Raw genomic sequence first — 25,810 nt, forward strand, 5'->3', positions numbered from 1 at the left:
CTTTTTTGGCTAATGATGTCTATTTTGATTCTCACTTTACTTTTTTCTCTCCGTAATTTCCCTTTGTGACAGTTAGGGGTGCGGAAAGTAGGCTGGAAGTGCAACAGTCTAAACACGTCCAACAGCGTCTTATGCGCGGGATCTTAGGCAGAAATTTTCTGCCCCATATAATATACTTCGGCGCTACTAACGACCACCTTTTGAGACATGGCAAGACACAAATCACCCTCATCAGCTTCACGCCTGTTTAGCACCGCAAAAAGGAAAATTGTATGTCCCCCCTAAGACACGAAGCCCCTGTACCGGTTGAATATCGACTGCTTGGACTCGATCGCCGGCTCATTTGGCCGACGGCGAGCGTTTATCTTGTGGTGTTTTTATGGTCGGGAGTCATGCCAGCCATCAACGAGGCTGTTCATAACAAGGAGGTTTTAGCAGGGACAGTTTATAATGTCGGTCCCGTACGGTTTACGCCAACTCAAGGCTGGGTGATAACTAAGACCCCATTCCCTGTCGGGAGTTCATCAAACGCAGTGGTCTTCAAAGATGGCGTCACGTTTAGCGTCAAAAGCGGCGTCTGGAAAGGAACTGCCGAGGAGCTCCTCAACCAGATCGTAAAAGACCAGAAGGAATTTGTTGTCGAGGGTAAATTAGTTCCCGTTACAACACTGCAAAAGGTTGCCGGACTGGGTTCATACTCGATGCGGCGATCGATCTTGCAGCAGCAATTGCATCTACGGACAATCTCGATAGTCCGGCAGCCAAAGCCGCGCGTGCGGAGATTGCGAGGGTGCGCGGTGCAGCACAGTTAGGTTGATTAGAGTAGATTCCAGCCGAAATGCCGAGGCGATCGCCTATACTCTTTTCCTCGCCCCTGCCGGACAGTTGACTGTATTCTTCTATTGAAGGCAAAAGAGGGTTCTCCTGGCCGCTTACAAATAGGCGTAGATATAGCGGTTCGATGTAGAAGTTGAGTGTTAGATGTAGCGACCTGCAATGCTAATCGCTCAGACCTGCAATCAAGATATGGGAACATCCATTCCTTAAAGCACAATATATGAAACCCTGATTATTTCGTGAATAAGCATCGTCCAAGGGACTTCTCATACATTGTGCCTTAACCAAGGAATGCGAGTTTCAGGTTTCTCGGCTAGCTTTTAATACATCCCCTCAATACTCTCTGAATTGGATTGTTTGTCCAAATAGCAACTACTTCTGACAATCCTGTGAACCCCCCGTGTAAACAATCGATTGGTAGCGTCCTTGGTCTGTTTGGATTGTTACACAGTAGTTGGTTTTGCCTTCTAGCCAGTAGCTGTAGCCCGAATCATCACTTTTGACCCATCGATAGCCCCGTTTTTTCACTGTGTTTTCTGCCTGTCCTGCCCTTGCCCCCACTAAATCGCTCAACCGAGAGACGGTAGTACCAGCTTCAGGCTGACGCCTAGCAGCAGCCCTACGATTTCTGTTACCGGAGTTTTGTTCATTGGCAGATGTATCCCAATAGACAAAAATCGACTCATTGGCGAGACGATAAATCTGTCCTCGATCGCCAAGTCCAGATTGTCGATAGGCAGCATCACCATTTCGATCGCGATAATTGCCGGGTCGATTACCCGAAGGGAGCAGGTCATAGCTATTACCATTTTCTAATTGAATGCTAACCGCACCCTGCCGTTGGGAAAAGGTACAAGGGCCAGAGGATGTGGCGCGGTCTTCTCCTTTTGGAAAAACATCGCAACGGGCATTCACGGTATCGGCTTTGACGGATACAGGAAAACTCAAAGAAGCGATCGCCAGTGCTACTGCTACAAACGAATTTGAAGATTTGATCGCCATAAAACTCCTGATTCAGGATAACGAAGATGACATTTTATATCATTCTTTAAATGTGCGTTTTATAGTTAACACTTGCAAACTTTCTTAAACTATCTTTGTTGTGTAACTTTCCCAAAATTTTTGCTATTTCTCAATTCTAGAGCTTGTTTATAGGAAACGATAGCCAAAATTTTTCTAATAACCTTAAAATCTCTAAAATTAATTGATGGTAGAAAATTAAAGCAGGATGATGACCAAAACTAATATTAGTTATTCAATCACTTTCTCATATATTATGTTCTTGTTTAATCGCTTCTTCCATTCAATAATTCAGTTTGTGCTAGTCAGTGTGATGACGCTCGCAATGGTGCTTGGTTGGAGTGCGATCGCTCACAGTCAACTGCCTTCGTTACCTACCGCAGCCTCCAACGATCCGCATAAGCCGCCTAAGGGTGTTACCCGTCTCGGTATGTATGAAATTGCCTCTGTGTATTCACCCTTAGACAGAGACTCCTTGTTTGAGATTGTCTCTCCCACTGTTTTTAATCGTAGCCAACCACCAGATGGATCTCTTCCAGTAGAGGTACGTGCCGAAGAAATAACGCAACGGCTGATGCGAGCGCTCGATCGAACTAACAAAGCTAAACAAACTCCTCTAATTTCTATTGCCATTCTGAATAAGGATTTAATCCTCCAGCTCAGTGACGATCGAACGACCCGTCCTTTAAGGCTGGTAACAGTAACAGAGCCAGATGCTGACTATCACGGTAAAACTCTGGAGGAATTGGCGCAGGAGTGGCAAAAAATATTACAAGCAGAAGTAGAACGCATTAATAGACTCTTCTCGCGTCAGGTATCGTTGCAACGGATTGGGCAGGCACTGCAAATCAGCATCGGCTTACTATTGGGAAGTGTTGTGTTGTGGTTACTGCGGCGAACTCTAATTCGCAAACAGACGGCATTGGAAGTTCGCCATCAAGAGCAGATAGCTGCGGTAAAACAGGATGCGGTCAAGCGAACTGAGGGAGAAACATCCACAACTATTCACACAATAGAAACCAGCGAAAACAAAACAGATGCAGACACCATCGCCCATCAGCGATCGCAGTTTCTAGAAACGATCCGGCGACAGTTCAGCCTCAAGCGCCAACTAGGGATCTATTCTCTGCTCGCATGGCTACTGTTTTGGGCATTTATTCTGATGTGGTACATCGGGATTGTGGTCATCATGTATAGCGTCCCCTACCTCATGAGATGGTCGAAGGACGCTTTAGCCAGACCCTTGGCACTACTGATTATTTGGTTTTTCATCAGTCTTGTGATTCGGATCGGCAAAACCTTAATTGACCGCCTCACTGATGTCTGGACAACCCATTCCTCTCTCCCTTTGAGTGAAACTCAACGGATTGCGCTACGAGCTGCAACTGTTTCCGGGGCACTCAAAGGATTAATCACTTTTATTTTCATTACCTTGGGTATCTTGCATTCTCTAAACGCATTTAATATGCCCACCAGTTCAATTTTGGCAGGGGGCGCTGTCATCGGTATCGCCATTTCTCTTGGTTCCCAAAGTCTGATTAAAGATTTGGTCAATGGCTGCTTGATTTTGATGGAGGATCAATTTGCTGTGGGAGATGTAATTGAGATCGCAGATAAAAGCGGACTGGTGGAAAATCTCAACCTGCGAGTGACTCAACTACGTAATAGCGAAGGTAAATTAATTACCATTCCCAATAGCAATATCATGAATGTCAGCAATCTCACCCGTCTCTGGTCGCGGGTAGACTTTTCTATTGTAGTGGCATATGAAAACGACCCCAAGCAGGTTTTAGACATTCTCAAGCAAGTATGCAAACAATTGTATAGCGAAGTAGAATGGCGCGATCGCCTGCCAGAATTGCCCCAAGTGTTGGGGATTGATGACCTATCCCATACTGGTATGTCAGTGCGCGTCTGGATTAAAACCGCACCTATGGAACAATGGAGCGTTGGGCGAGAGTTCCGTCTACGGGTAAGGCAAGCCTTTGAAGCCAACAATATTCAGATTAATGCAAATTGAGTAGGACTTACGCATGAGTTACGGAATAACGAACCGCAGAGGCACAGAGGGCACGGAGAAATCAGATTTTGAGAGATATTTTGCGTAAGTCCTATTGAGGATTGTCGGCTGGAAACGAATAACTTACCAGAACCGCTAGAACCTTTTGCTGAAAAACACTTCAATATACTACAAAACTTTTTTACAAGATGATTAAATCAAGAGCAGCCCTCAACATATTCGACTTCTGGCAATTTACCCGCTCTGAACTCAGTGACAAGTTTACCATCGGTCTCGAAGACTAGGCGATAGTTGCGATCGCTACGGTCTTTCGGGATGAAAGTTAAGTAATGTCCGTTTTGGACGTATTTATGAGGTGTGACTTGAATTTGTCCTGGGTAAAGAGACTTGATTTGCGCCTCGGTGTCGCCAATTTTTGCACCTTTGAAGGTAGTAATCTGATTATTTTGCCTCACATCTACTCTCGAAATCCGACCTTTTGTCACCATGAACGAAAGATTTTTGGGTTCATTTTCTGGCTTAACATAATAGCAATTATTATTTGGTGAATCGCCCACTAGCTTAGTACCAGCAGCCTTTGCCGCTTGAGAGACAGTCATGCCAACTTTGACTGTGCCAATACCGTTAATAAACAGTTTTGACTGATTCGTTAGTTTCGCTTTTGCTACAACTGTGCTAATAGTCAAAGAAGAAACTGTTAGCATTACGGTGACAAAAGTCAATAATTTAGTTTTGTTATTCATAATTAGATATTTTCCTCAGTTAAGTCAATAATTTCATCGAAGCAAAAGTTGCGGACTAAATTTGCCAATTTTTCTGCCAAAGCAGAATGAGTTTGGGGAATTTGCTCAATTAGTTGCAAAATCCTTTCAGCATCGACTTCAACGGCTGCCTGATTCAGTTCTGTTAGCCATTGGGTAGGCATAATGGTAATTGCAGAGCGAAGATCCAAGATAGTAGATTGAGTATTCTCTAAATTGTTGCCTATTGCATCTTCACTGCTGTCTTCTGCACAGATATAACGTACTTGCAAATATTCGGCGATCTTTTCAAAAATCATCTGCTCCCGGAATGGCTTACGAACCAAGTCGTCACAACCTGCGGCTAAGATACTTGCCTGTTGTTCTTCAAAAGCACTGGCAGTTAGGGCAATAATTACGGTGCGGAAATTTCTAGTTGTATTTTTTTCCTTGGCTCTAATCTCTTTAGTGGCATCGTAGCCGTTGATTACAGGCATCCGCATATCCATCCAAATTAGGTGAGGTTGCCAGGTTTGCCAAATAGCGATCGCTTCTTGTCCATTAGTCGCAGCCTGAATTTCAAAACCAATGCTACCAAGAAGTTGCACAATCAAATCGCGGTTTTCTTTGCGGTCATCTACTACGAGAATACGGTAAGATGGTTGGCCTTCTGCTAGCTTCAGTACGCGTCCCTTATTCAATTTTGGTGCAGCTTTCAAAGCTGCGACTAAATTCACTTGAATATCAAAACTAAAAATAGATCCTTGTCCAACGCTACTCGTTAAATGAATATCGCCTCCCAGCAACCGCACAAATTGACGGCTGATAGTCAGTCCGAGTCCAGTTCCCTCTTTAGTTTGAATACCGCTTGTTGTCTGGACAAAAGGCTGAAACAGGTTATTCATTTCTGCTGCTGCTATTCCTCGTCCAGTGTCTTGGATTTCAAAGTGTAGGGATTGGGCATTGGGCATTGGGCATTGGGCATTGAGAAGAGACAAAGGAGAGACTTCTTCAATAATTCTTCCTTGTCCCCCTTGTCCACTTATCCCCTTATCTTCAGTCCCCAGTCCCCAATCCCCAGCCTCCAGTCCCCAGTCCCCACTCCCCATCCTCACCCGCAACGTTACTCCCCCAGTCTGAGTAAACTTGACGGCGTTACCCAAAAGGTTGATTAAGACTTGGCGGAGTTTACCTTCATCTGTTTGGATGTAACGCGGGAGATTGGGAGCCATTTCAAATTTGAGAAACAATTGCTTTGCCTGTGTCCGCACTTGGAACATTTCTTGTAGTGTTTGCAACAGCAGATATAGGTCGAAGTCTTCGGGGTTGAAAATGATTTGTCCAGCTTCAATTTTGGACATTTCCAAGACATCGTTAATCAGGTTAAGCAAGTGTTCTCCACTGCGATTAATCGTAGCTAATGATTCGCGTTGGTTGGAGTTGAGGCTAATGTCTCGCTCCATTAATTGGGAAAAACCCAAAATTGCATTTAGAGGGGTGCGGAGTTCGTGACTCATATTAGCGAGGAAAGCACTCTTGGCTCGGTTGGCAGTTTCGGCGGCTTCTTTGGCAATTCTCAGCGCTTCTTCTGCCTGGTGTCTAGCTCGACCGATCGCAATTATTTCACCTACCAGTTTTAATAGATTAATATCTTCTTGGTTCCAGGTTTTTGAGTAGTGAATCATCGCTGCACCAACAAACCCAACCACTTTGCCAGCATGAACCATTGGCACAGCTAGTATAGATTGAAACGACATACTTTCAAAAAGTTTTCGCTCAGGTAGATGCAGGGGTAAATCTTCCACACAAGAAATTTGTCGATGCCTACCACGGAGAATCGGCTCGTAGAAATAGGGGAAAACTTCCACAGGCGAACCTCTGGCAATATCAATTAATGGTGCAACATCTTCACCACACCATTCATGGATCAGGTTGAATTCACGTTTATCCTGGGAGCATTCAAAGATGCAACTGTGTTCAGCATCAATAAATTCAGCGATCGCTCGCAGTGTAAAATTAATTGCTGTTGCTAAATCTTGGTCAATAAATTGCCGAGAAATGCTGCTGATTAAACTTTCGGCTTGAGTACGACGTTGCAAGGCTGCTTCTGCTTGTTTGCGATCGCTAATATCACGAGCTACGCCGACAATTTGAAAATTACCTTGGGCGTCTTGTGTGCGAACTGCATTAGAAGTTAGCCAAACCCAGCCTTTAGTTCGATGTTTAGCACGGTACTCAGTCCCCGAAATTCCCTCACCTGTTGCCAGAATACTTTGGGCGACTTCTTGACATTTGGGCACATCATCGGGATGAGTAAAGAATGCCAAGGAATTACCCTCCATTTCGCTGGGGGCAAATCCGGTAGTCTTCAAGATATTTGGAGAAATATAGTTGAATACCCCATCAGGACTGATGACAAATAGCACATCGTTGACCTTTTCAACGATAGTGCGAAACTTTAACTCGCTTTGTTGTAAGGCTGCTTCTGCTTGTTTGCGTTCCAATTCAGCACCGGCACGGGCAGCAAATATTTTCACAATCAGTTCCCGTCCGGGATCGGGCTTCATGGGTTTGACATCGATCACTGCTAGATGTCCGATGATTTCGCCCGATGAACTGGTGAGAGGAACGCCAAAAAAACTCTCGGCATTCATCTTCACTAAATCGGCATCTTCCGGGAAACTAGTTTGCACTGCTTGCGGGTAGTGACACATATTGCCTCGCAAGGTGTGTTCGCAAGGAGTACCCTGCAAATCATATTCCAAGTTCTCGTTAATAGCCCCGCTACACCAAAATGCCAAAGTGTGGACTCTCGTTTTTGGCTCATCATCAAACTCAGTCACTAGGGCATATTGAACTTGCAAGACTTCGGCAAGGTAACGAACGCAAGAATTAAAAAATTCATTGCCTGTTTTCGCTGCTGTACCCTCAACAATTAAGCGTAAAGCTTGTTCTTGCTGTTTGCGATCGCTAATATCTGTAAAAACAGAATCCAAACAGGATTCTTCTGCATTGAGACGGAGTGACAACAGTACCCAAACAACAGATCCATCCAAGCGTCGCAGTGCTACTTCAAAATTGCGAACTTCACCGGACTCTTCTAACTCTGCTAAAAGTAGTGCGCGATCTTCTGGATTGACATATAAATCAGTTGTGAAATACTTGCCAATTAAGTCAGCAGCAGAGGTAAAACCTAATATCTCGGCACCACGTTGATTAGCATCGATAATCAATCCATCTTTTTGGCAGGTGCGAAAAATCCCCACTTGGGAATTTTCAAAGATATTGCGGTATTTCATTTCACTACGACGCAAGGCTTCTTCTGCTTGCTTGCGTTCTGTGATGTCGCGTCCCACACCGGCGATCGCAATTTCACCGCTAGGAGTGTTAATTGTGGAAGTATTAAAGTTGAACCATCGCCAGCTACCATCTTGGTGTCGCAATCGCACTTCAATATTAGTCAGCTTTTCGCCAGTTATCGCCCTTTGTAAGGCAGTGGCACTAGTTGCTAAGTCTTCCGGTTTGGTAAACTCCACCACAGAATGACCTTCGATTTCCTCTAGGCTGTAGCCCATCAGTGCTGTCACATTCGGCGAGTGATAAGTAAAAATTCCCTCTGGCGAAAGCACAAATATTAGATCGTTGGCATTTTCAACAATGCTACGGAATTTTAACTCGCTTTCCTGGAGGGCTGCTTCGGCACGTTTGCGTTCTGTGGCATCTGTGCCAACTGAAAGAATTTCGATTAAGTTTCCTTGGGCATCTAAAATGGGTTTATTCGCCCAAACTATCCAGACGCGATCGCCATTTTTGCATAAGTTCTCGTTTTCGTTAAATAGATAATTTTCTGGCTGCTGACAAATATCAACCATTAATCTCTGTAAATCGCGCCCAGAAGTTTCGGTTTCTGGAACAATTGTACCAATAACATTGCTTCCTGTAATTTCCTCTATATCGAAACCAAAAAGCCTTTGACCGTAGTCATTTAAAAATATAATGTCACCATTGCCATCCCAACGCAAAATTATACAGTTGGCTGTCTGCACCAAATCGCGGTACTGAACTTCACTTTGACGTAAGGCTTCCTCGGTGCGTTTGCGAGCCGTAATATCCCGCACTATTGCTAAGATGTGTCGCTTGCCATTGTAAATGCAAGTCGTTCCTTTGACTTCCACATCTATTAAAGTGCCATCTTTGCAGATATCAACAGCTTGTCCATAAAATTGCTCACCAGCTCGCGTTTTCTCGACAAACTCTAGAAAAACAGAATGTGAGTCTGGATGAATATAAACAGATGGATGTAAAGTGAGAAATTCTTCATAAGAGTAACCGTGCATTTGACAAGCCGCCGGATTAACTTCGGCGACTTTTTCAGTCTCTATTTCAGTAATAAATAGTCCATCATTAATTGCTTCAAAAATACTGCGGTATTGTAATTCGCTTTGTCGCAGTGCTGCTTCTGCCTTTTGGCGCTGGGTGATGTCGCGGAAGCTCCACACTCTACCAATAATTTGTTCGCCGACGCGCTGAGGACAAGAGTAGCGCTCAAATACTCTGCCATCTTCTAGTTCTAACCAGTCATAACTAACTAATTCCGGCTGTGAATATAATTCTCGGACTCGTTGCAAAAACCCATCAGGATCTTTTAGCTGGTTTGCCAGATACGCTAGTCGCTGAGTACGATCTGGTTCCGTCAAAAGTTCTGGTGGAATTGACCACATTTCTAAGAACTTTTGGTTATAACTAGCGATCTTACTTGAGCTATCGACTACTAATATACCATCTTGAATCGATTCAAAGATAGCACTCAACAGAGATAGAGAGTTTTCTAAAGCTACTTGGGTTTGTTTGCGTTCGCTCAGATCCCGTCCTAAAACCACCAAGGCTTTGCGTCTACCATCTTGGTGAAATAGGGGAGCTTTAATCATATCTAAACTGCTCACTGTTCCATCAGGGCGAGGAATAGCTTCTTCTACCCGATGCACACATCCCAATTGCCAAGCTCGTTCATCTGTTTTGTCGCAGTTGAGCAAAGCATCGTGATAAAAATTGCTAAATTCCGCTAGTTCTGAGTCTGTTTTGCCTAGATAATCAACGCCTTGTAGCTCTAAAAATTCCAGGTTAGCCTGGTTTGACAGCAACCATTTGCCCTCACCGTCTTTTAAACAGATAATATCGGGTGTAGCGTTAATTAATGTCTGCAATCGCTCCTCAATCTCTTGTAAGGATTCTTGAGTTCGTTGAGTCAGTGTGATATCCCGAATCACCAGTATTGCACAGCGATCGCTAGTCAATCCGGTACAGCTACCAGAAATTTGTAATGTTATTTGCTCATCTTGCTGCAACTGATAATTTGTTGTTTCATACTCCCCCTTGAGTATCTGCACATAAGGATAGCAGGATAAAGCAACTGGTTGTCCTAATTGTGTGAGGGGTAGTAAGTCAGTTAATTTAGCACCGCACACAGTACCGTGAGGTTGGTTTACTAGAGACTCAAAGCGAGAATTGCACCATTGAATGAGTCCGTCTTCTCCCACCCAGACTACAGCATCAGCGATCGCACCCAGTGTTACTTCCATCTTGTTCACAGTGGCTTGCAATTGCTTTACCTGCTCTAGCTGTTGTTTACTCATCAACGACTCCTGTTAAATAATTCGTAATACTTCTCTATGAGAGGCTGCGCCCGAAGCGTTGCTATGCCGCAGGCTTTACGGCTACGCTCAGTACAAGTTCGTCATTCGTAATTATTATGAATTAAGTACTGTACAAATTAATAATCATGTGCTAAAGATGATACTAATAAATCTGTATAGTGATTGTATCGTTAGTCCCTGACTGAAATATTCGACTACAGCAAAACTACATATTCTCTTCATTTTACAAAAATGCGATCGCCAAATTAACAAATGCGAACGCCGAAGTAACAAATGCGAATGCCAAAGTAACAAATGCAAACGCCGAAGTAACAAATGCAAACGCCGAAGTAACAAATGCAAGCGCCGAAGTAACAAATGTAGTGGCTGAAATAGCAAATGCGCTTGCAAAATAAATAAAACCCTTGCAGTATGGTAATTACGAATAATGCCAAGCGGCTACTTGGTATAAAGATTGTATCGTTAGCCCATCATTGGGATATTCGGCTACAGTGAAATTACATATTACCTGAAAGCGATCGCCATCGAAGGCTGTGAATATTTGCTGGCGGAGGGTAGTTAAAATCTCACTAAGGCGATGGTTTACTTCTGTTTTGGTTAACCCAGAAACTCCCACGACAAATTCACCATTACCCCAATAACCTAGCACTTCACCACTGCAAAATGCCGATTGGAATAAACGACTCCATCTTTGCAATACCTGGTTTCCAGCCTGATGACCATACTTAATATTAATTTGACGCAAATCAGTCACGCTCAAAATTATCAAGCAAACAGATTGCTGATTTTTCTCAGCTTGAGCAATTAGGTGGTGCAAGTCGCGGTTAGACTGAAACTGATTTGCTAGTCCAGTTAAGGCATCTTTGGTAGAAAGCGACTGGAGTAAACGACTGCGTTCTAAGCGATGGGTAATGCGTGCCAATAGTTCTGCGCCAACAACAGGTTTAATCACATAATCATCTGCCCCAACAGCAAACACTTGCTGCACAGTTTCCATCTCTCGGTGAGCAGTCAGAAACACAATCGGTAATTCTTGCCATTGGGGATCGGTACGAACTGCTCGGCAAAGTTCGATACCATTTATATGAGGCATTTCCACATCCAAAATCAACAAATCCGGTTTAGTAAATTGCAATACTTCCCAGAAGCGTAGCGGATTTTCTAACCCTGTCATCCGCATACCCCACGGCTCTAACATTGGGCGGAGTGCTGCTAAAATCAGCGGATCGTCATCTACTGCCAGTATATTTACTCGCAAAGAACGAGTACGTTGTAATATTTGGGACGAAACATCCCAAACTTGAGCAGCTGTTACAGGCTTGACCAAAAAACCACGCGCCCCGTACTGAGCAAAAGTTACGCGTTCTACTAACTCATCAGTTGCAGCCAGCACCAGAACGGGTACGGGTGGGGTACGCGTTGCTAAGTCCGAAAGTAGTGCTAAACTTTCTTTACGCCAGCCGATATCATCTATATTTAGCACTACTAAATCTGGAGATGTAGTTTGGAGAAAGTTTTTTGCATCCTCTAAGTTGTTGATTTGCTGCCAGCATATTCCCATACACTCAACCAATTGTTGCAACTGAGAACCTAGTTGCAGATTCGGGTCAATTAATATCAATCGAGTACTAATTTCAGGTGCGATCGCAGTAGAAGTTTGGTAATCTACATTTTGCCCCATCAGGTTGATGATGTTACCCAAATCTTCAATCAGCGTCAGCAATTGCCGCTTTTCACTTACTGACAAATCACCATCTTTCCCTAAAATCTGTTCAATTTCCCGTGCTAGCTGAGTGCCATTGTCTTGCTCAAACATCCCCAAGACACCAGCTAATTTGTGCGCCTCTCGTTCTGCCGATTGACGTAACTCCTTAGCCAGCATTTTACCAGATAATGCTGCCGCTAATTCTTGCAATACCATCAACCGCTGCACCATCAACCCCTGATATTGCTTCCATAAGCCACCCATCGCTTGCTGAAACTTCTGTTCAACATCACAATCAGGAATTCGAGATTTTTCTTCCTCCCCCTGCCCCTCTGCTCCCCTGCCCCTCTGCTCCCCTGCCCCTCTGCCCTCCTGCCCCTCTGCAATTCTTCCAGGATTCAGCCGATATCCCAAACCATAAACATTTTCAATCCAGTCTACTGCTCCGGCTGCTTTCAACTTTTGTCGTAAGTATTTGATGTGAGATTTTACAGTCTCCTCTTGGGGTGGATCGTCAAAAGTCCACAAATGCTCAATGATATCTCCCCGACTAAAAACACGCGATGGATTCCGTAAAAATAGCTCCAGCAAACTATATTCTTTGGCTGTTAATTCCAGTAGTTTGTTGTTATATGTGACTTCGCAACTACTGGGATCTAGTCGTAGTGAGCCTACTTCCAGTATAGGAGTACAGGGGCGATCGCCTCGACGGATCAACGCCCGTATCCGTGCTTGCAGTTCTTCCAAATCTAAAGGTTTGATCAGATAATCGTCTGCACCTGCATCAAGTCCCTGAATTCGCTCTCTATTACCATCTTTCGCCGTCATCAGCAGAATCGGAGTGAAGCAACCACCAGAACGCAATCGCTGACACAATGTAATCCCGTCCAGTTTCGGTAATCCGACATCTATTAATAGCAAATCATAGTTCGTACTTTGCGTGTATTCCCAACCCATTTGTCCGTCTTGTACGACATCAACAACATAATGTTGCTTAGTCAGAGACTTCAACAAGACACTTGCTAAAATTTCTTCATCTTCGATTAGCAAGATTCTCATACACTCGTCCAAAACATAATTTGCTACTACTTCACCCAAAAAAAATAGTACATTAGGTAGCTATTTTTCTACAAGCAAAAAATAAAATAATTTAGCAAGTCTTCTTATTTCGGTTACATTGAAATTCACCTTATACTTAACTCCTAACTTCTGGCTCTAAAACATGGTTCCTTCTAAACGAGTTTATTTATTATTGGTTTTGGGTATAGCGATGTCTACGACGGGCTACGCCTACGCCCCGATTCTATCCTTATTTATCAGCATTAAAGCAACCATCGCCATTACTGTGCTATTTGATGCCATCATTCTCGGACTGATGGTTGTAGATGGTTTGCGGGTGCGGCGTTCTCGCGTGCAAATTACGCGCGAATTACCGTCACGATTATCCATTGGGCGAGATAATCCTGTAGTGCTAAAGGTGACATCGCCAAATACCGACGCCCAAATTGAAATCCGCGACTATTACCCAACAGGATTTGGTGTGTCTGCACCTGCACTCAGCGCCATTATTCCCAGTAACAGCACTGAGGAATTAACGTATACTGTCCACCCCACACAGCGGGGAGAGTTTCCTTGGGGGAATATTCAAGTCCGACAGTTGGGGCTTTGGGGATTAGCTTGGGATGATTGGCAAATTCCTCAAAGTCTGCCAGTGAAAGTTTATCCTGATTTAGTGGGATTGCGATCGCTCACAATTCGTCTGACACTGCAATCATCAGGATCGATGCGCCAATCTCGCAAAACTGGTATTGGTACAGAGTTTGCCGAACTGCGGAACTATCGCACTGGTGACGATTTGCGGTTTATTGATTGGAAAGCTACTGCCCGTCGGGTTGGGGCTTATGGTAATGCCATGCCACTGGTGAGGGTTCTAGAACCAGAACAGGAACAAACGTTACTGATTTTACTCGATCGCGGACGGCTAATGACGGCAAAAGTACAGAATTTGCAGCGATTTGACTGGGGATTGAATGCAACTTTATCCTTAGGCTTGGCAGGTTTACATCGAGGCGATCGCGTGGGTGTTGGTGTATTTGACCGCCAAATGCATACGTGGATTCCCCCAGAACGCGGTCAACATCATTTAAATCAGCTAATCGATCGGTTAACTCCAATTCAACCAGTGTTATTTGAATCTGATTATTTGGGGGCGGTGACAAATGTTTTGCAGCGACAAACTCGGAGGGCGCTGGTAGTAGTGATTACCGATTTAGTTGATGTCACTGCCTCTACAGAACTCCTAGCTGCACTCTCCAAACTAGCACCCCGTTACCTTCCATTTTGCGTAACTTTGAGAGATCCACAAGTCGATCGTCTAGCACACACTTTTACAGATGATGTTGCAGGTGCTTATACCCGTGCAGTAGCACTAGATTTATTAATGCAACGACAAGTAGCCTATGCCCAACTGAAACAAAAAGGTGTATTGGTGCTAGATGCACCAGCAAATCAAATTGCCGATCGGTTAGTTGAGCGATATCTGCAACTCAAAGCGCGAAATCAACTTTAGTAATTGTCACTCTAACTTGTGTATTTTTATTCAATTATTTAGCGGAGGCATAAACTTTGATTAAAATTATCCACTTAGAGACTGATGAACATAAACCTCAGATAGAAGAGGTATTTTGGGAATATTTAATGAGACGAAGTTGATGTTCAGCAATAAATTCGGCATCAATTTAAATGCTAATACATTCTTTGAGCAATATATGACTCAACTTCACGAATTTTTACCACCTTCAGGGCGCTTGCTTTTGGTACAATATGAGGAAAAAATAGCTGGCTGCGCTTGCTTGCGAAAGATTAGTGAAGATATTGGCGAAATTAAAAGAATGTATGTAAAACCAGAATTTCGGAGAAAAGGAATCGGTCGGTATTTATTAGAAGCTATCATCGAAGCTGCCTACATTGGTTACTCAAAGATACGTTTAGACAGCGCTCCTTTTGCAAAAGAAGCACACGCACTCGATCGTGTATTTGGCTTTCAGAATATCGAGCCGTATTTGGAAAAAATCGAGATTTCTCTCGAACATCGAGCAAACTGGGTTTTTATGGAATTAGTTTTAAAATGATCGATATCCGTTGTGAAACTCTGTCAAACTACACAGCAATAGCTGAGATGAATACATTAGCCTTTGGGCAAGAAAACGAGGCTAAACTGGTGGAGAAAATTCGCAATTCTGACCGCTATATTTCAAATTTGTCTCTGGTTGCAGAGGTTGAAAATGTTATAGTCGGTCATATTTTATTTAGCTATATTGACCTGGTGTGTGAAGAAACACTCCAGGTACTTGGTTTAGCGCCTTTAGCAGTTCGTCCACAGTTTCAAAGACAAGGAATTGGCAGCGCACTAATAAAAGCAGGGTTAGAAATAGCAGAGGCAAAGGAAGAAACCATCGTAATTGTACTAGGTCATCCCCACTTCTATACTCGCTTTGGTTTTCAGCCTTCTGTAGTTTATGAAATCGAGTCTCCTTTTCCAGTACCAGAGGAATTTTTTATGGTGAAAGCACTACAAAGTTATCAAAAGCAGTATAAAGGCAAGGTTGTTTATCCGGCTGCTTTTGATGAAGTATAATATTATTCCTACATGAAGTTTGGTTAAGGCAAGAGACACGATGAATCGCCGTCAAGACAAAAGACTATTGTAGAGACGGCGATTTATCGCGTCTTTGTGTAATAAATTAGATTTTTCAAACAGCCTCTGAGTTAAGAGCGTTTAAAATTACTGGGGCTGAAACTACACCTTTTGCCTCTAACGCAGCTGCAACCCGTAAAATTAAGGCTTCATTATATGGTGCTGCAATCAATTGCACACCTAAAGGTAATGCATTCTGGCACTGAATTGGTACTGATAAAACGGGTAAACCAATAAAAGATAATGGTTGAGTAAATAGCCCTAAATGAGGACGGACAAGAATTTCTTCGCCATCCAAAATCATAGTTTGTTGACCAATTAATGGTGCAGAAATTGGTGTAGTTGGGGCAAGAATGACATCGACATTTTGAAAAACTTCCCGAACGCGATCGCGATACCATTTTCTAAACCGTTGTGCTTGGAGATACCAGCTACTAGGAATTAATGCTCCAGCCAAAAAGCGATCGCGTGTAGCAAAATCAAAATCTTCAGGATGCGATCGCAACTTATCCAAATGCAGATTTGCACCCTCGCTAGCTGTAATCACAAAGGCTGCTGCACGGGCGCGGTGTGCTTCTGGTATGATTACGTATTCAGTAACTTCTATTGCATCAGCTACTTTTTGCACTGCTGCTAAAGCTGTCGGTTCTGCACCTTTGGTAAAATAATCAGCCGCGATCGCAATTCTAATATCGGAAATGTCTTGTTTGAGTTGTGGTAAACATAATTCAGGCGGACGCTTTGTACAAATGGGATCGCGATCGTCTTCTCCTTGAAGCACATCAAACACCATCGCAATATCCTGCACCGAACGCGCAAAAGGGCCAACATGATCAAAACTACTAGAAAATAAAGCTACTCCAGCACGAGATAATCTTCCATAAGTTGGCTTGAAACCAAAAACGCCACACAACGCCGCCGGAACGCGAATTGAACCATTAGTATCAGAACCCAGCGTCAGCGGTACTAATCCAACCGCAACCGCCGCCGCCGAACCACCCGATGAACCCCCAGCAACTCGCTGTAAATCATGGGGGTTGTGAGTAGCACCGTAATGGGAGTTTTCTGTTACAAACCCATAAGCGTACTCATCCATATTCAAAGCACCAAGCAGAACAGCACCTGCTTGCTTCAACTTTGCCACTGCGGTTGCATCTTGAGTAGCTTCTGGGTTTACTGCATTGATTTTCGATCCTGCTAGAGTCGTAAAACCAGCGATATCGAAGAGATTTTTCACCGCAAAAGGCACACCAGCAAGCACTCCAGGATGATTACCTTGAGCAATTTCCCTATCAATTAGTGCTGCATCTGTTAAAGCTGTCTCAGCAGTTATAGTGGTAAAACAGTTGAATAGATGATTTCGCGTTGCTATTCGTGCTAACGCAGCTTTTGTAACTTCCACTGCGCTAACTTTACCTTCGCGTACAGCAGTTGATATTGTTATGGCATCGGCTGAATCAAAGTTCATGCTGAAATATTAAGAGATAGCGCGTTTAGCTTTTTGAGTAATAGCAGTCAGCAATAGTTTTTGCTTCGCTAAAACATCAAGATAGCTATTCTTGAAGCAATTATGGTTCAAAAACTGGTGCAACTTCAATTTCCTCTGGTAAAGGGAAAGAATTTACTAGATTAGCGATCGCCCTAATTCTCTCAAAATTTGCCACCACACCATGACGATACTCATCGCCGATCTCTAAATCCAACAACAACCCCATCAGATCGACATACTCACCCACATCAAACTCTTCTCTTCTCATTTTTCTTCCTTTGCGGTAGCCTGCGGCAAGCCGAAGCGTCTATGTTAGTTATCTTAAACTTATAACTTCTTGCGACAACAGCGATACCCAGGTAGTGACATACAATTCTGTAGGGAATGTAACGTCTCTATATTAATTTGGTTTTCCATAGTAGATTACTTTACCGTTGGTGCCAATAAAGACTAGCCCAAATTGCTGTCTGCTAGCTTCCATCACGTTCGGGACATTGCCGATGGGATTTAGAGGATTAGAGATGTTTGTCCATGTTTGCCCTCGATCGAATGGGCTTTTCTTAGTGCCATTCATCTCAGATTCTCCGCGTTATCCTACGGAAACACCTAACGGCAAACTGCATCTCTGCGTGAGAACAAAAATTGTTTTACTCACCAGGCAAAATCAACCACCTCCACCAGTGTTTTACAGCAGTTTTCATGTATTTGAACCACACATTTCGTAGGGGCGCAAGGCCTTGCGCCCCTATGCTATCACCGGATTTAGGTGCTTTAAAAAATCTCACGTTCCTCCAACAATTTAATTAAGTATTTTTTGAAAGATGAAAAATCCCTCTAAAGTCAGAGATATATTCTGTGCTGTGGTAGAGGATTTTTTGATTCTACTTGAGTATCTTAGTAGATAAACAAATTTTCCTGCTATTTACCTCAACTTAGTCTCTTTAACTAGAGATATAAACAATTTTAAATTGATAGCAGATAACTAGTCTAGAATAACAATAAAAAACATGGATGACAAAAACAAACTTGAGAGTAAAAAAAATAATTTTAATTTAAATCGGGATAAAAAAGAGAATGAGACTAATATAAATTCATTATCTAACGACGAAGCCAAACAGTTAACTAAAACAATTAATATAGATGGTCAGCGTCCAGTCGATCCAAGTAACATTGAGATTAAGGAAACAATTGATATAGATGGTCAACGCCCAATTATAAAAGATAAAAATCATAGCGATCAAACAATTGATATAGATGGTCAACGCCCGATCGCTGAGAGTAATTTTGAAGAACATGAGATGCTAACTGTAGACGGTAAGCGTCCAATTGACCCTAGTGATTTAGAAGTTGAGGAAATTCTTGACATAGATGGTCAACGTCCGATCGCCAAGAGTAACTTTCAAGTTCAAGATACCCTAGAGATAGATGGTAGCCGCCCAATAGCTTCAAATAATACTGCTGATTCGCAAATACTAACAGATTATGTAGATTAAAATCATAACCTTTCTTGACACTGTAAAGTGGTGAAGATAAAACAAGGAGACTCAGTAATCTACATTGTCAGCATAGAGCAACGCTAAAGGTGAAATGTTAATGTTGAATCGCAGATGTTATAGCATTGCCATGATTATTTATTATTTATGGTTAGTATGTGGTTTTGGGCCTGACTATAACAATAAATCCAAGCAAAGTAAAAACTAACATCTGCCAAGTCACCAAATTCCAGCCACCAAGATACCAGCATAATAGACCAATGCTAGTACCTACAGCACCACCGATAAAATAGGTAGTCATGTACACTGTGTTGATGCGACTGTTTGATTGAGCATCAAGAGTGTATATCCTGGCCACATTGGTGACTTGAATTGCCTGTACGCCTACATCTAGTAACAATACAGCAACAGCGATCGCCAGCGCTGAATTAGAAGCAATTTTAGCAATTACTAAACTTGCAATCACCAGAGATACGGAAATAGTTAAGGAACGTTGGGAATTACCTCTATCGGCTAATTTACCAAAAACTGGTGCCATCAATGCACCTGCGATCGCCACAAAGCCATACATCCCTATTGTGTCAGATTGAAAATTAAAAGGCACTCCGCTTAAATGGAAAGTCAACGTTGTCCAAAAAGAGCAAAAGACACCAAACATTAATCCCCCAATTAAAGATGCTTCTCTCAATAAGGAAAAACGTTTTAATTGTTGAAGTGTTGATTTTAGTAAATCAAAATAATCACCACTGTATTCATTATTTACATTAGGTAAGTAAATCTTGAGCAAGACAGTAACAATTAAAATCATTCCTCCTGAAAATCCATATACATAACGCCAACTCAAGCATTCAGCAATATATCCACTAAAAACCCTTGCCCCTAAAACGCCAATCAATATACCAGTAAAAATGCTGCCTACAGTTTGACCTGTAGTTACTCTATCTATACTTGCTGCTAAAGGAAGAATAACCTGAGCGGAGACTGTTGTAATCCCAATTGCTACGCTCAATATCCAAACCTGGACGATATTTTGTGAAAACGTCATGGCTATCAACAAACAGAACAAACATATAAGTAAGGAAAGAATTAATGTTTTTTTGTTGATTTTATCGCCCAAGGGGATTAAAAAGAAAAGCCCAAAACCGTAACCAACTTGCGAAAGCACAGATATGCTACCCGCTTCACCTTCACTAACTTGAAAAGAAGAGGCAATATCTTTGAGAATTGGCTGATTATAATAAACGTTAGCAACACACACACCAGATGCGATCGCCATAATCAGTACCTGAAATTTAGTTAATCCGTTACCTGAGATTTGTTTTTCCATTCAACCTAAGTTACTATAATTTAGGTTTTCCTGGTGCTAAAGCGCCAAGTTAGGATGATTGCAGCGCTGGCTAAACCAATAGCCAATCCCCACCAAAGGCCAATAGCTCCAGACCCCAACGAGATCCCAAAAGTATAACCAGTGAATAAACCAACACACCAATAAGCAAAAATCCCAATCAACATCGGGATTCGAGTGTCTTTGAGTCCGCGTAATGCTCCTGCGGCAGTAACTTGCACACCGTCAACTATTTGAAAAATGGCCGCGACTGCTAGCAATTTCACCGCGAGGGCAACCACATCTGCATTGTTCTGATTGTTGATGTCAATATAAAGAGAAATAATCGACTTTGGTATTAGCCAAAATGCAATACCTACTACACTCATAGATAAAGCTGCAATGGCAATGCCTATATATCCAGCTAGACGACTGCCAACTAGGTCATTCTGTCCGGCTAACTGTCCAACACGAACTGTTGTCGCTAGAGAAATGCCTACTGCCATCTGGAATGACATCGAAATTGTTTGTAAAGCAATTTGATGCGCAGCGAGGGCATTTGTTCCCAATTGTCCAATCAACAAAGTGACAACAGTGAACAGTCCGGCTTCGACCGTAATCAGACCCCCGATGGGCAATCCAACCTGCAAAATCTCGCCAACGATTCGGCGATGCTCTAGAGGAAAAGCTTTGTGAGACGAAGGTCGAAAAATACCGTAAACTGCAAAGCGAGGCTGATTAAATATATAAATTGTCAAAGCAACAAACATACTCCAAAGTGAAAGGGTGCTTGCCCAACCGATACCAGCTAAACCCAGCGCTGGGAATCCCAGTTTGCCAAACATCAGCACATAGTTAGCTGTGATGTTCAACAAAGTACCCAAAACCACAGTCACTATCACTAATTGCGGTTGCAACAGAGCAGAAAGAAAACTTTTAAGTACTGCAAAGCCCAAACCAGGAATAAAACCCAGTGCGATCGCTCTTAAATAAATCTCTGTTAGTGCTACCGTCTTAGCATCCTGTCCTAGTAAAAGTAGTAAAGCACCTCCATTGTAAAGCAGCAATGTAATTGGTATTCCTAGCACCAGAGATATCCCTAGTCCAAGCCGGACAATTGTGCCAACTTTTTCTCTATTTCCGGCTCCGTATGCTTGGGCAGCTAAGGGACTGACAGCAGAAACGATACCAGTAAAAATTAACAGAGAAAAAGTAAAGATAACAGTTCCCAAACCTCCAGATGCAATGGTTTGACTTCCCAACCAGCCCATCATTACCGTATCGACAAAACCAGTTGCAGATTGAGCCAGTTGTGCCGCTGCCAAAGGTACGGCTAACATGAGACATTTTTTAACTTCAGAAAACATATACAGCTGATAACCCGATGTGAAGAACAAAGGGTTTTTTCAAAATTTAAACCCATGTTCAGGAGATATTGCTCCTGGGAACTTGAATCTATCTTAATGGAGTCAGAGGACTCCCGTCATAGTCGTTAGTGCAGCGTTCCGCAGGAGAGACTTAACAGGAGGTGAATTGCAACCAGGTAACAACTAACACGACACCTATCTTTTGTGGGATAAAGTTTTAGAATGTTCGCTGTAGGCGATGGTTTATCCCCCGAAGCAGCCTTCAAGGAGATTATCCAGATCGCGATCGCCAATGAAGCTGAAAATCCCCATACCAGCTTTGAGTGTCACAAATAATTTCAATGTTTTGGCAATCATCTTGAAGCTACGTTAAAGTAAAAAATTGCAGTTAAGAATGGATTTATATGCGCTTACCAATTGCAATTAGTGCTATTTTAGTGGCATCTTTAGGTTTTAGTGCACCAGTAATATCTCAAACTCCTCCTATACAGGTAGCCAAAACACCCGCGCCTAATAGTTTAGCCTTAGAACAATTTAAGATTAATTACCGATTATGGAGACGGCAAAAAATCTCTAACTATCGCTATGATTTTACTAGAAGTTGCTTTTGTTTACCTAAAGCCACAGAACCAGTGATTATTAAAGTACGTAATCGAGTCACAAGTTCTATTACTTATAAAGCAACTAAAAAGCCAGCTGATGCAGAATTGTTTAAACAATATAATACAATTCCTAAACTCTTTGATATCATCAGGGATGCGCTGATTCGTAAAGCAGCAAACTTGACTGTACAATACGATCCAAAACTTGGTTATCCAACTCAAATTAACATTGATTATAATAGCCAGATCGCTGATGATGAAATATTTTTGACAATTAGCAATTTGCAAAAAACTAATTAACTATGGCTAGGGAGAGCATTCTTTGCTACAGCAGTGCTTAATTGATTCAGCATATCATGCTTGCTGTATAGAGGAGAATTTACTAGCAAATTAAGGAGATGAGTTGATTGCAAATCTGCTCAGATGATCTGACAGGTAAAAAGATTGCCGATCTTCTGCGGGAGCATATCGAAAATATGCATGAGATGACACCGCCTGGAAGCGTTCATGCTCTTGATTTAGAAGCATTGCAATCGCCTGATATTACTTTCTGGACAGCTTGGGAAGGATCGGAATTACTCGGATGTGGCGCACTAAAAGAACTAGATTCAAGAAGTGGTGAAGTCAAATCAATGCGTACCGCCAAGGCTCACCGACGTAGGGGTGTCGCCTCAAAGATTCTTGAACACATCATAAAAGAAGCCGAACGGCGTGCTTACGATCGCCTGTATTTGGAAACAGGGGCAATTCCAGAGTTCGCCCCAGCACGAGCCTTGTACACACGGCATGGGTTCGAGTACCGAGGCCCTTTTGCTGACTACATTGATGATCCGAACAGCGTATTTATGACGTTAGCTCTATAAAAGTTTAGGATGGCGAATACATTGTTGGGCTGAAGTATTTAAAATCTTTCAATAACACCCATCGCCACTCATCATTTTTGCGACTTCATCCATAATTTCTTTACTGCTATAGTCTGGCTTAGATGGATCTATTGGTTTTAACGGACGAAAAATAGCTAGCTGAGATTTTGGAGTCAGCATTTGTTGTAATTCGCTTTCACGTATACCAATTTTTTCTTCAAACATCAGTTCAGCACCATGTTCTAATTCATCATGAATCACATCGAGATGCCGTAAGCCTCTATAAGTAAAAGTTACGGTTTGATTTTTGGGATTGAGATATGTGCTGTTCTCCTGATAACCAAGTTCTTCAGCTTTCTCAAAAGCCTCTTCTGGTGAAGAAGCACGGACAAGAACAATATTTACATGAACAACATTGCGTGAATTTCCTTCAACGTTACACTCGATTACCAATTCAGCGATATACCACTCTGCATCCTTTGGAATGTATGCCATTGTTTATAAAACTAAAAATTTCTACCAATAATGCTATCACTGACTATTCAGTAGTAAAGTCAATATCACATAGCCAGCTTTGAAAGTACGAGAGGCTTCTCTTTCAGAGACGCGAACGCGAACGCCAACGCGCACCACGCAAACTAACGCAAAACCAAAGCTTTTCAACCTGCGGAGGCAGGTAAAGTCTTGTGTAGCCGCGACTTCTAGTCGCCTGTTGCAAGCAAGATATAAGTTGAGGCGACGTGCCCCTACACCTTGCGATATAACGTTGTACTGCATCTGAATAGGAACTGCTATATGTACTTGCAATTACATTTGCGTTCCTCAAGTTTGTGAATTTTGAACTATATAATTACTAAACTTAAGTATTAAATAAAATGATTACCAATAGTTTAGGAAAAGCAAAGACGTGAACCGTTTCAAAAAGCTATCCTCAATTGTGTTCCTGTTATTAGCCTTCATCTATCCACCTACTTTGGTTGAAGCCAAAGAGAACACTCTCAACAATGTTCTCAATGAACAGAGTATTGACACACAAACAAAATTAGCTGGAGAGCAAAGTGAAGAGTTTTTGTTAGCTCACCGACGGAATCGACGACGTTATCATAGACGGCAACGAACTGGAAGATATTATTATCAACGCCAGAGGAATCGACGACATTATTATAGACGACGCTATCGCTCTATACGTTATCACGGACAACGATATCGTCATGGAGAATGGGAACTTGTGCGCGATCGTCATGGACGATTAATGTATGATTGGCAGCGTTAATAGTAAACTTCACGCTCAATTTTTCTAGAGAATATTGATGCGTAAATCCTAATGCAAAACCCAAAGACTTTACCAGGTTTTGAATTATCTCACGGGTTGGCGGAATATCTATGGTGTTAATAAACTGATGGTAAATGTTGTTCTATCGATGCGATAAATCATCACAAAGACGCGATAAATCTCCGTCTCTACAAAAGACCAATTATTGGGGAGCAGAGGAACAGCACTTCTCTACGAGAGGCTGCGCCAACGGCTCCTTTCGACTTCACTACCTCGGCTTCGCTCGTCACAAGTCAAGGCAAGTCACTCTGTTACCGAGGAGCGGGAGAGTAGGGGAAATGCGATCGCCAAATCAGCAATTGCGTTCGCCAAAATAACAAATGCGTAGCCAGTACTTCTCTACGAGACGCTCCGCGAACGACAAAGCTACTTCGACTTTCGACTGCGCTCAGTACAAGTCAGTGACCACCGTAGGCATCGCCATGATTGCAACTTTGTAAACAATGCCAAAAATTGATCGCAAGTATAATGGCAGAGATAGCTAAAAACCAAATTTAGATATGTGCGATCGCCACATCTCAAGGCGTGATGTCTGCGATGGTCACTGAGCGCAGCCGAAGTGCGGGCTACGCCTACGCAAAACCTGTGTAATTCATTTTGAGACTGATTCGTTATAATATTGACGATAAACTTTGCTAAACAGGGCAAATGCATGACTAGCCGCGAGCAGCTTATCCAAGAAATTGCAGAGCTTCCAGATGAGTTAGTCAAAGTAATGTTAGATTTTTTGCATCGGGTTCAGACAACGCGTAATTATCATCCTCTAGCAAAATTTGCGGGTATTTTGAGTGATGATGAGGCGGCTGATTTACAGAAAGCAATTCAAACTGATTGTCGTCAGGTTGATTTAAATGAGTGGTGAAATTGCGTTAGATACTGAGATCGCTTTTCCCATCATCTCAAGGCGCGATGTCTACGACGGTCACTGAGCGCAGCCGAAGTGCAGGCTATGCCTACGCCTAAATCCGCAATATCCCAAACAGCGAACTGACAGATCGCCAAAAAATGATAATCTAGCATCTTTCCCTAATCAGTTAAGATAATCTTCATCAAGCTTCTTTCCTTTTACCCTTCTCCTTGGAATTATGACGCAGGATGAGTTATTGGTGCTGATAGACCGCGCAGTGGCTGAGGGTTGGCAAGAGTTAGACTTGTCGGGGCAAGACTTGACTGAGTTACCTGTGGAAATTGGTAAGTTGCAGCAGCTTGAGTCTTTGATTTTGGGAAAGAAGGTTGAAGGTTATGAATTTGTAGGACTCCGCTATCTCGAAAAGGTTTCAGGCAACAATTTAAAAACGCTTCCTCTGGAACTATTGGGTTTGCCTAATTTGCGTAAGTTGGATATTAGTGGCAATCCTTTAGAGAGCATTCCCGATGTGGTAACGCAAATACTACATTTAGAGGAACTTATCTTAATTCGAGTAGAGCTAACTGAAATACCTGATGCGATCGCTAATTTAACCAATCTGACGCAGCTTCACCTCGATGGCAACCAAATAACCCAGATTCCAGAGGCGATTGCTAATTTAACCAATCTGACGCAGCTTCACCTCCGTAACAACCAAATAACCCAGATTCCAGAGGCGATCGCTAATTTAACCAATCTGACGCAGCTTATCCTCAATAGCAACGAAATAACTCAGATTCCAGAGGCGATCGCTAATTT

General features: G+C 42.7%; 22 protein-coding genes. 10 read left to right on the plus strand and 12 right to left on the minus strand.

The genetic code is table 11. The features are described from left to right. Positions 1–660: 660 nt before the first annotated feature. Both V7K53_RS06680 and V7K53_RS06685 read right to left on the minus strand, forming a co-directional pair. Positions 661–912: a hypothetical protein gene (locus V7K53_RS06680; RefSeq protein WP_335196826.1), complete on the minus strand. Its 252-nt coding sequence runs from the start codon at positions 910–912 to the stop codon at positions 661–663. 297 nt (positions 913–1,209) lie between these two features. Further along, a complete protein-coding gene (locus V7K53_RS06685) occupies positions 1,210–1,839 on the minus strand; it encodes a hypothetical protein (RefSeq protein WP_335196827.1) in 630 nt (209 codons plus the stop codon). A 274-nt stretch (positions 1,840–2,113) separates the two neighbouring features. On the opposite strand from V7K53_RS06685, the gene V7K53_RS06690 reads away from it, so the two are divergent. After that, complete coding sequence (locus V7K53_RS06690; RefSeq protein WP_335196828.1) at positions 2,114–3,877, plus strand: mechanosensitive ion channel family protein; 1,764 nt, start codon at positions 2,114–2,116, stop codon at positions 3,875–3,877. Between the two features lie 197 nt (positions 3,878–4,074). Here the strand turns inward: V7K53_RS06690 and V7K53_RS06695 are convergent, their stop codons facing one another. From V7K53_RS06695 to V7K53_RS06705, 3 genes are all read right to left on the minus strand, one after another. Beyond that, positions 4,075–4,620, minus strand: coding sequence for a hypothetical protein (locus tag V7K53_RS06695; RefSeq protein WP_335196829.1), 546 nt, complete (start codon positions 4,618–4,620; stop codon positions 4,075–4,077). A gap of 2 nt (positions 4,621–4,622) precedes the next feature. Beyond that, positions 4,623–10,250, minus strand: coding sequence for a PAS domain S-box protein (locus tag V7K53_RS06700; protein WP_335196830.1), 5,628 nt, complete (start codon positions 10,248–10,250; stop codon positions 4,623–4,625). 439 nt (positions 10,251–10,689) lie between these two features. Continuing rightward, positions 10,690–13,035: a response regulator gene (locus V7K53_RS06705; protein ID WP_335196831.1), complete on the minus strand. Its 2,346-nt coding sequence runs from the start codon at positions 13,033–13,035 to the stop codon at positions 10,690–10,692. Between the two features lie 163 nt (positions 13,036–13,198). Here V7K53_RS06705 and V7K53_RS06710 point away from each other — a divergent pair, with 163 nt between their 5' ends. The 3 genes from V7K53_RS06710 to V7K53_RS06720 all read left to right on the plus strand — a co-directional run bounded on the left by V7K53_RS06710 (position 13,199) and on the right by V7K53_RS06720 (position 15,613). Next, positions 13,199–14,545 carry a DUF58 domain-containing protein gene (locus tag V7K53_RS06710; protein ID WP_335196832.1) on the plus strand — a complete coding sequence of 449 codons (1,347 nt, stop codon included), beginning with the start codon at positions 13,199–13,201 and terminating at the stop codon, positions 14,543–14,545. A 142-nt stretch (positions 14,546–14,687) separates the two neighbouring features. Next, a complete protein-coding gene (locus V7K53_RS06715; RefSeq protein WP_335196833.1) occupies positions 14,688–15,107 on the plus strand; it encodes a GNAT family N-acetyltransferase in 420 nt (139 codons plus the stop codon). Continuing rightward, a complete protein-coding gene (locus V7K53_RS06720; RefSeq protein ID WP_335196834.1) occupies positions 15,104–15,613 on the plus strand; it encodes a GNAT family N-acetyltransferase in 510 nt (169 codons plus the stop codon). Before V7K53_RS06715 ends, V7K53_RS06720 begins: the two co-directional genes overlap by 4 nt. Before the next feature lie 115 nt (positions 15,614–15,728). Here V7K53_RS06720 and V7K53_RS06725 read toward each other — a convergent pair whose 3' ends face one another. The 3 genes from V7K53_RS06725 to V7K53_RS06735 form a co-directional block, all read right to left on the minus strand. Beyond that, positions 15,729–17,141: an AtzE family amidohydrolase gene (locus V7K53_RS06725; RefSeq protein WP_335196835.1), complete on the minus strand. Its 1,413-nt coding sequence runs from the start codon at positions 17,139–17,141 to the stop codon at positions 15,729–15,731. A gap of 100 nt (positions 17,142–17,241) precedes the next feature. Continuing rightward, positions 17,242–17,430 (minus strand): DUF4089 domain-containing protein, encoded by a 189-nt coding sequence (locus tag V7K53_RS06730; RefSeq protein ID WP_335196836.1) that lies wholly within the window; start codon positions 17,428–17,430, stop codon positions 17,242–17,244. A 132-nt stretch (positions 17,431–17,562) separates the two neighbouring features. Then, on the minus strand, positions 17,563–17,736 hold the full coding sequence (locus V7K53_RS06735; protein WP_335196837.1) for a hypothetical protein: 174 nt from the start codon (positions 17,734–17,736) through the stop codon (positions 17,563–17,565). Positions 17,737–18,169: 433 nt separating this feature from the next. Between V7K53_RS06735 and V7K53_RS06740 the strand changes: the two genes are divergently transcribed. After that, complete coding sequence (locus tag V7K53_RS06740) at positions 18,170–18,655, plus strand: hypothetical protein (protein ID WP_335196838.1); 486 nt, start codon at positions 18,170–18,172, stop codon at positions 18,653–18,655. Positions 18,656–18,806: 151 nt separating this feature from the next. Here the strand turns inward: V7K53_RS06740 and V7K53_RS06745 are convergent, their stop codons facing one another. Both V7K53_RS06745 and V7K53_RS06750 read right to left on the minus strand, forming a co-directional pair. Next, complete coding sequence (locus tag V7K53_RS06745; protein ID WP_335196839.1) at positions 18,807–19,982, minus strand: MFS transporter; 1,176 nt, start codon at positions 19,980–19,982, stop codon at positions 18,807–18,809. Between the two features lie 20 nt (positions 19,983–20,002). Beyond that, positions 20,003–21,319, minus strand: a complete 1,317-nt coding sequence (locus V7K53_RS06750) for an MATE family efflux transporter (RefSeq protein ID WP_335196840.1) — start codon at positions 21,317–21,319, stop codon at positions 20,003–20,005. 431 nt (positions 21,320–21,750) lie between these two features. Between V7K53_RS06750 and V7K53_RS06755 the strand changes: the two genes are divergently transcribed. Next, positions 21,751–22,248: a DUF6174 domain-containing protein gene (locus V7K53_RS06755; RefSeq protein WP_335196841.1), complete on the plus strand. Its 498-nt coding sequence runs from the start codon at positions 21,751–21,753 to the stop codon at positions 22,246–22,248. A gap of 107 nt (positions 22,249–22,355) precedes the next feature. Next, positions 22,356–22,811, plus strand: a complete 456-nt coding sequence (locus tag V7K53_RS06760) for a GNAT family N-acetyltransferase (RefSeq protein ID WP_335196842.1) — start codon at positions 22,356–22,358, stop codon at positions 22,809–22,811. A gap of 48 nt (positions 22,812–22,859) precedes the next feature. On the opposite strand, the gene V7K53_RS06765 is transcribed toward V7K53_RS06760, so the two are convergent. Both V7K53_RS06765 and V7K53_RS06770 read right to left on the minus strand, forming a co-directional pair. Next, the gene (locus V7K53_RS06765) at positions 22,860–23,306 is read right to left on the minus strand and encodes a DUF4288 domain-containing protein (RefSeq protein ID WP_335196843.1); all 447 of its coding nucleotides are present in this window, start codon (positions 23,304–23,306) and stop codon (positions 22,860–22,862) included. A 36-nt stretch (positions 23,307–23,342) separates the two neighbouring features. Further along, entirely contained in the window at positions 23,343–23,588 is a 246-nt protein-coding gene (locus V7K53_RS06770) for a hypothetical protein (RefSeq protein WP_335196844.1), read from the minus strand. Positions 23,589–23,718: 130 nt separating this feature from the next. Between V7K53_RS06770 and V7K53_RS06775 the strand changes: the two genes are divergently transcribed. From V7K53_RS06775 to V7K53_RS06785, 3 genes are all read left to right on the plus strand, one after another. Then, positions 23,719–24,084, plus strand: coding sequence for a hypothetical protein (locus V7K53_RS06775; RefSeq protein ID WP_335196845.1), 366 nt, complete (start codon positions 23,719–23,721; stop codon positions 24,082–24,084). Positions 24,085–24,796: 712 nt separating this feature from the next. Next, positions 24,797–25,006 carry a hypothetical protein gene (locus V7K53_RS06780; RefSeq protein WP_335196846.1) on the plus strand — a complete coding sequence of 70 codons (210 nt, stop codon included), beginning with the start codon at positions 24,797–24,799 and terminating at the stop codon, positions 25,004–25,006. A gap of 223 nt (positions 25,007–25,229) precedes the next feature. Continuing rightward, positions 25,230–25,810: leucine-rich repeat domain-containing protein (locus tag V7K53_RS06785; RefSeq protein WP_335196847.1), on the plus strand; the 581-nt coding region annotated here is incomplete at its 3' end.

Origin of the sequence: Nostoc sp., assembly GCF_036917355.1 — a bacterium.
Taxonomy (GTDB): domain Bacteria; phylum Cyanobacteriota; class Cyanobacteriia; order Cyanobacteriales; family Nostocaceae; genus Nostoc.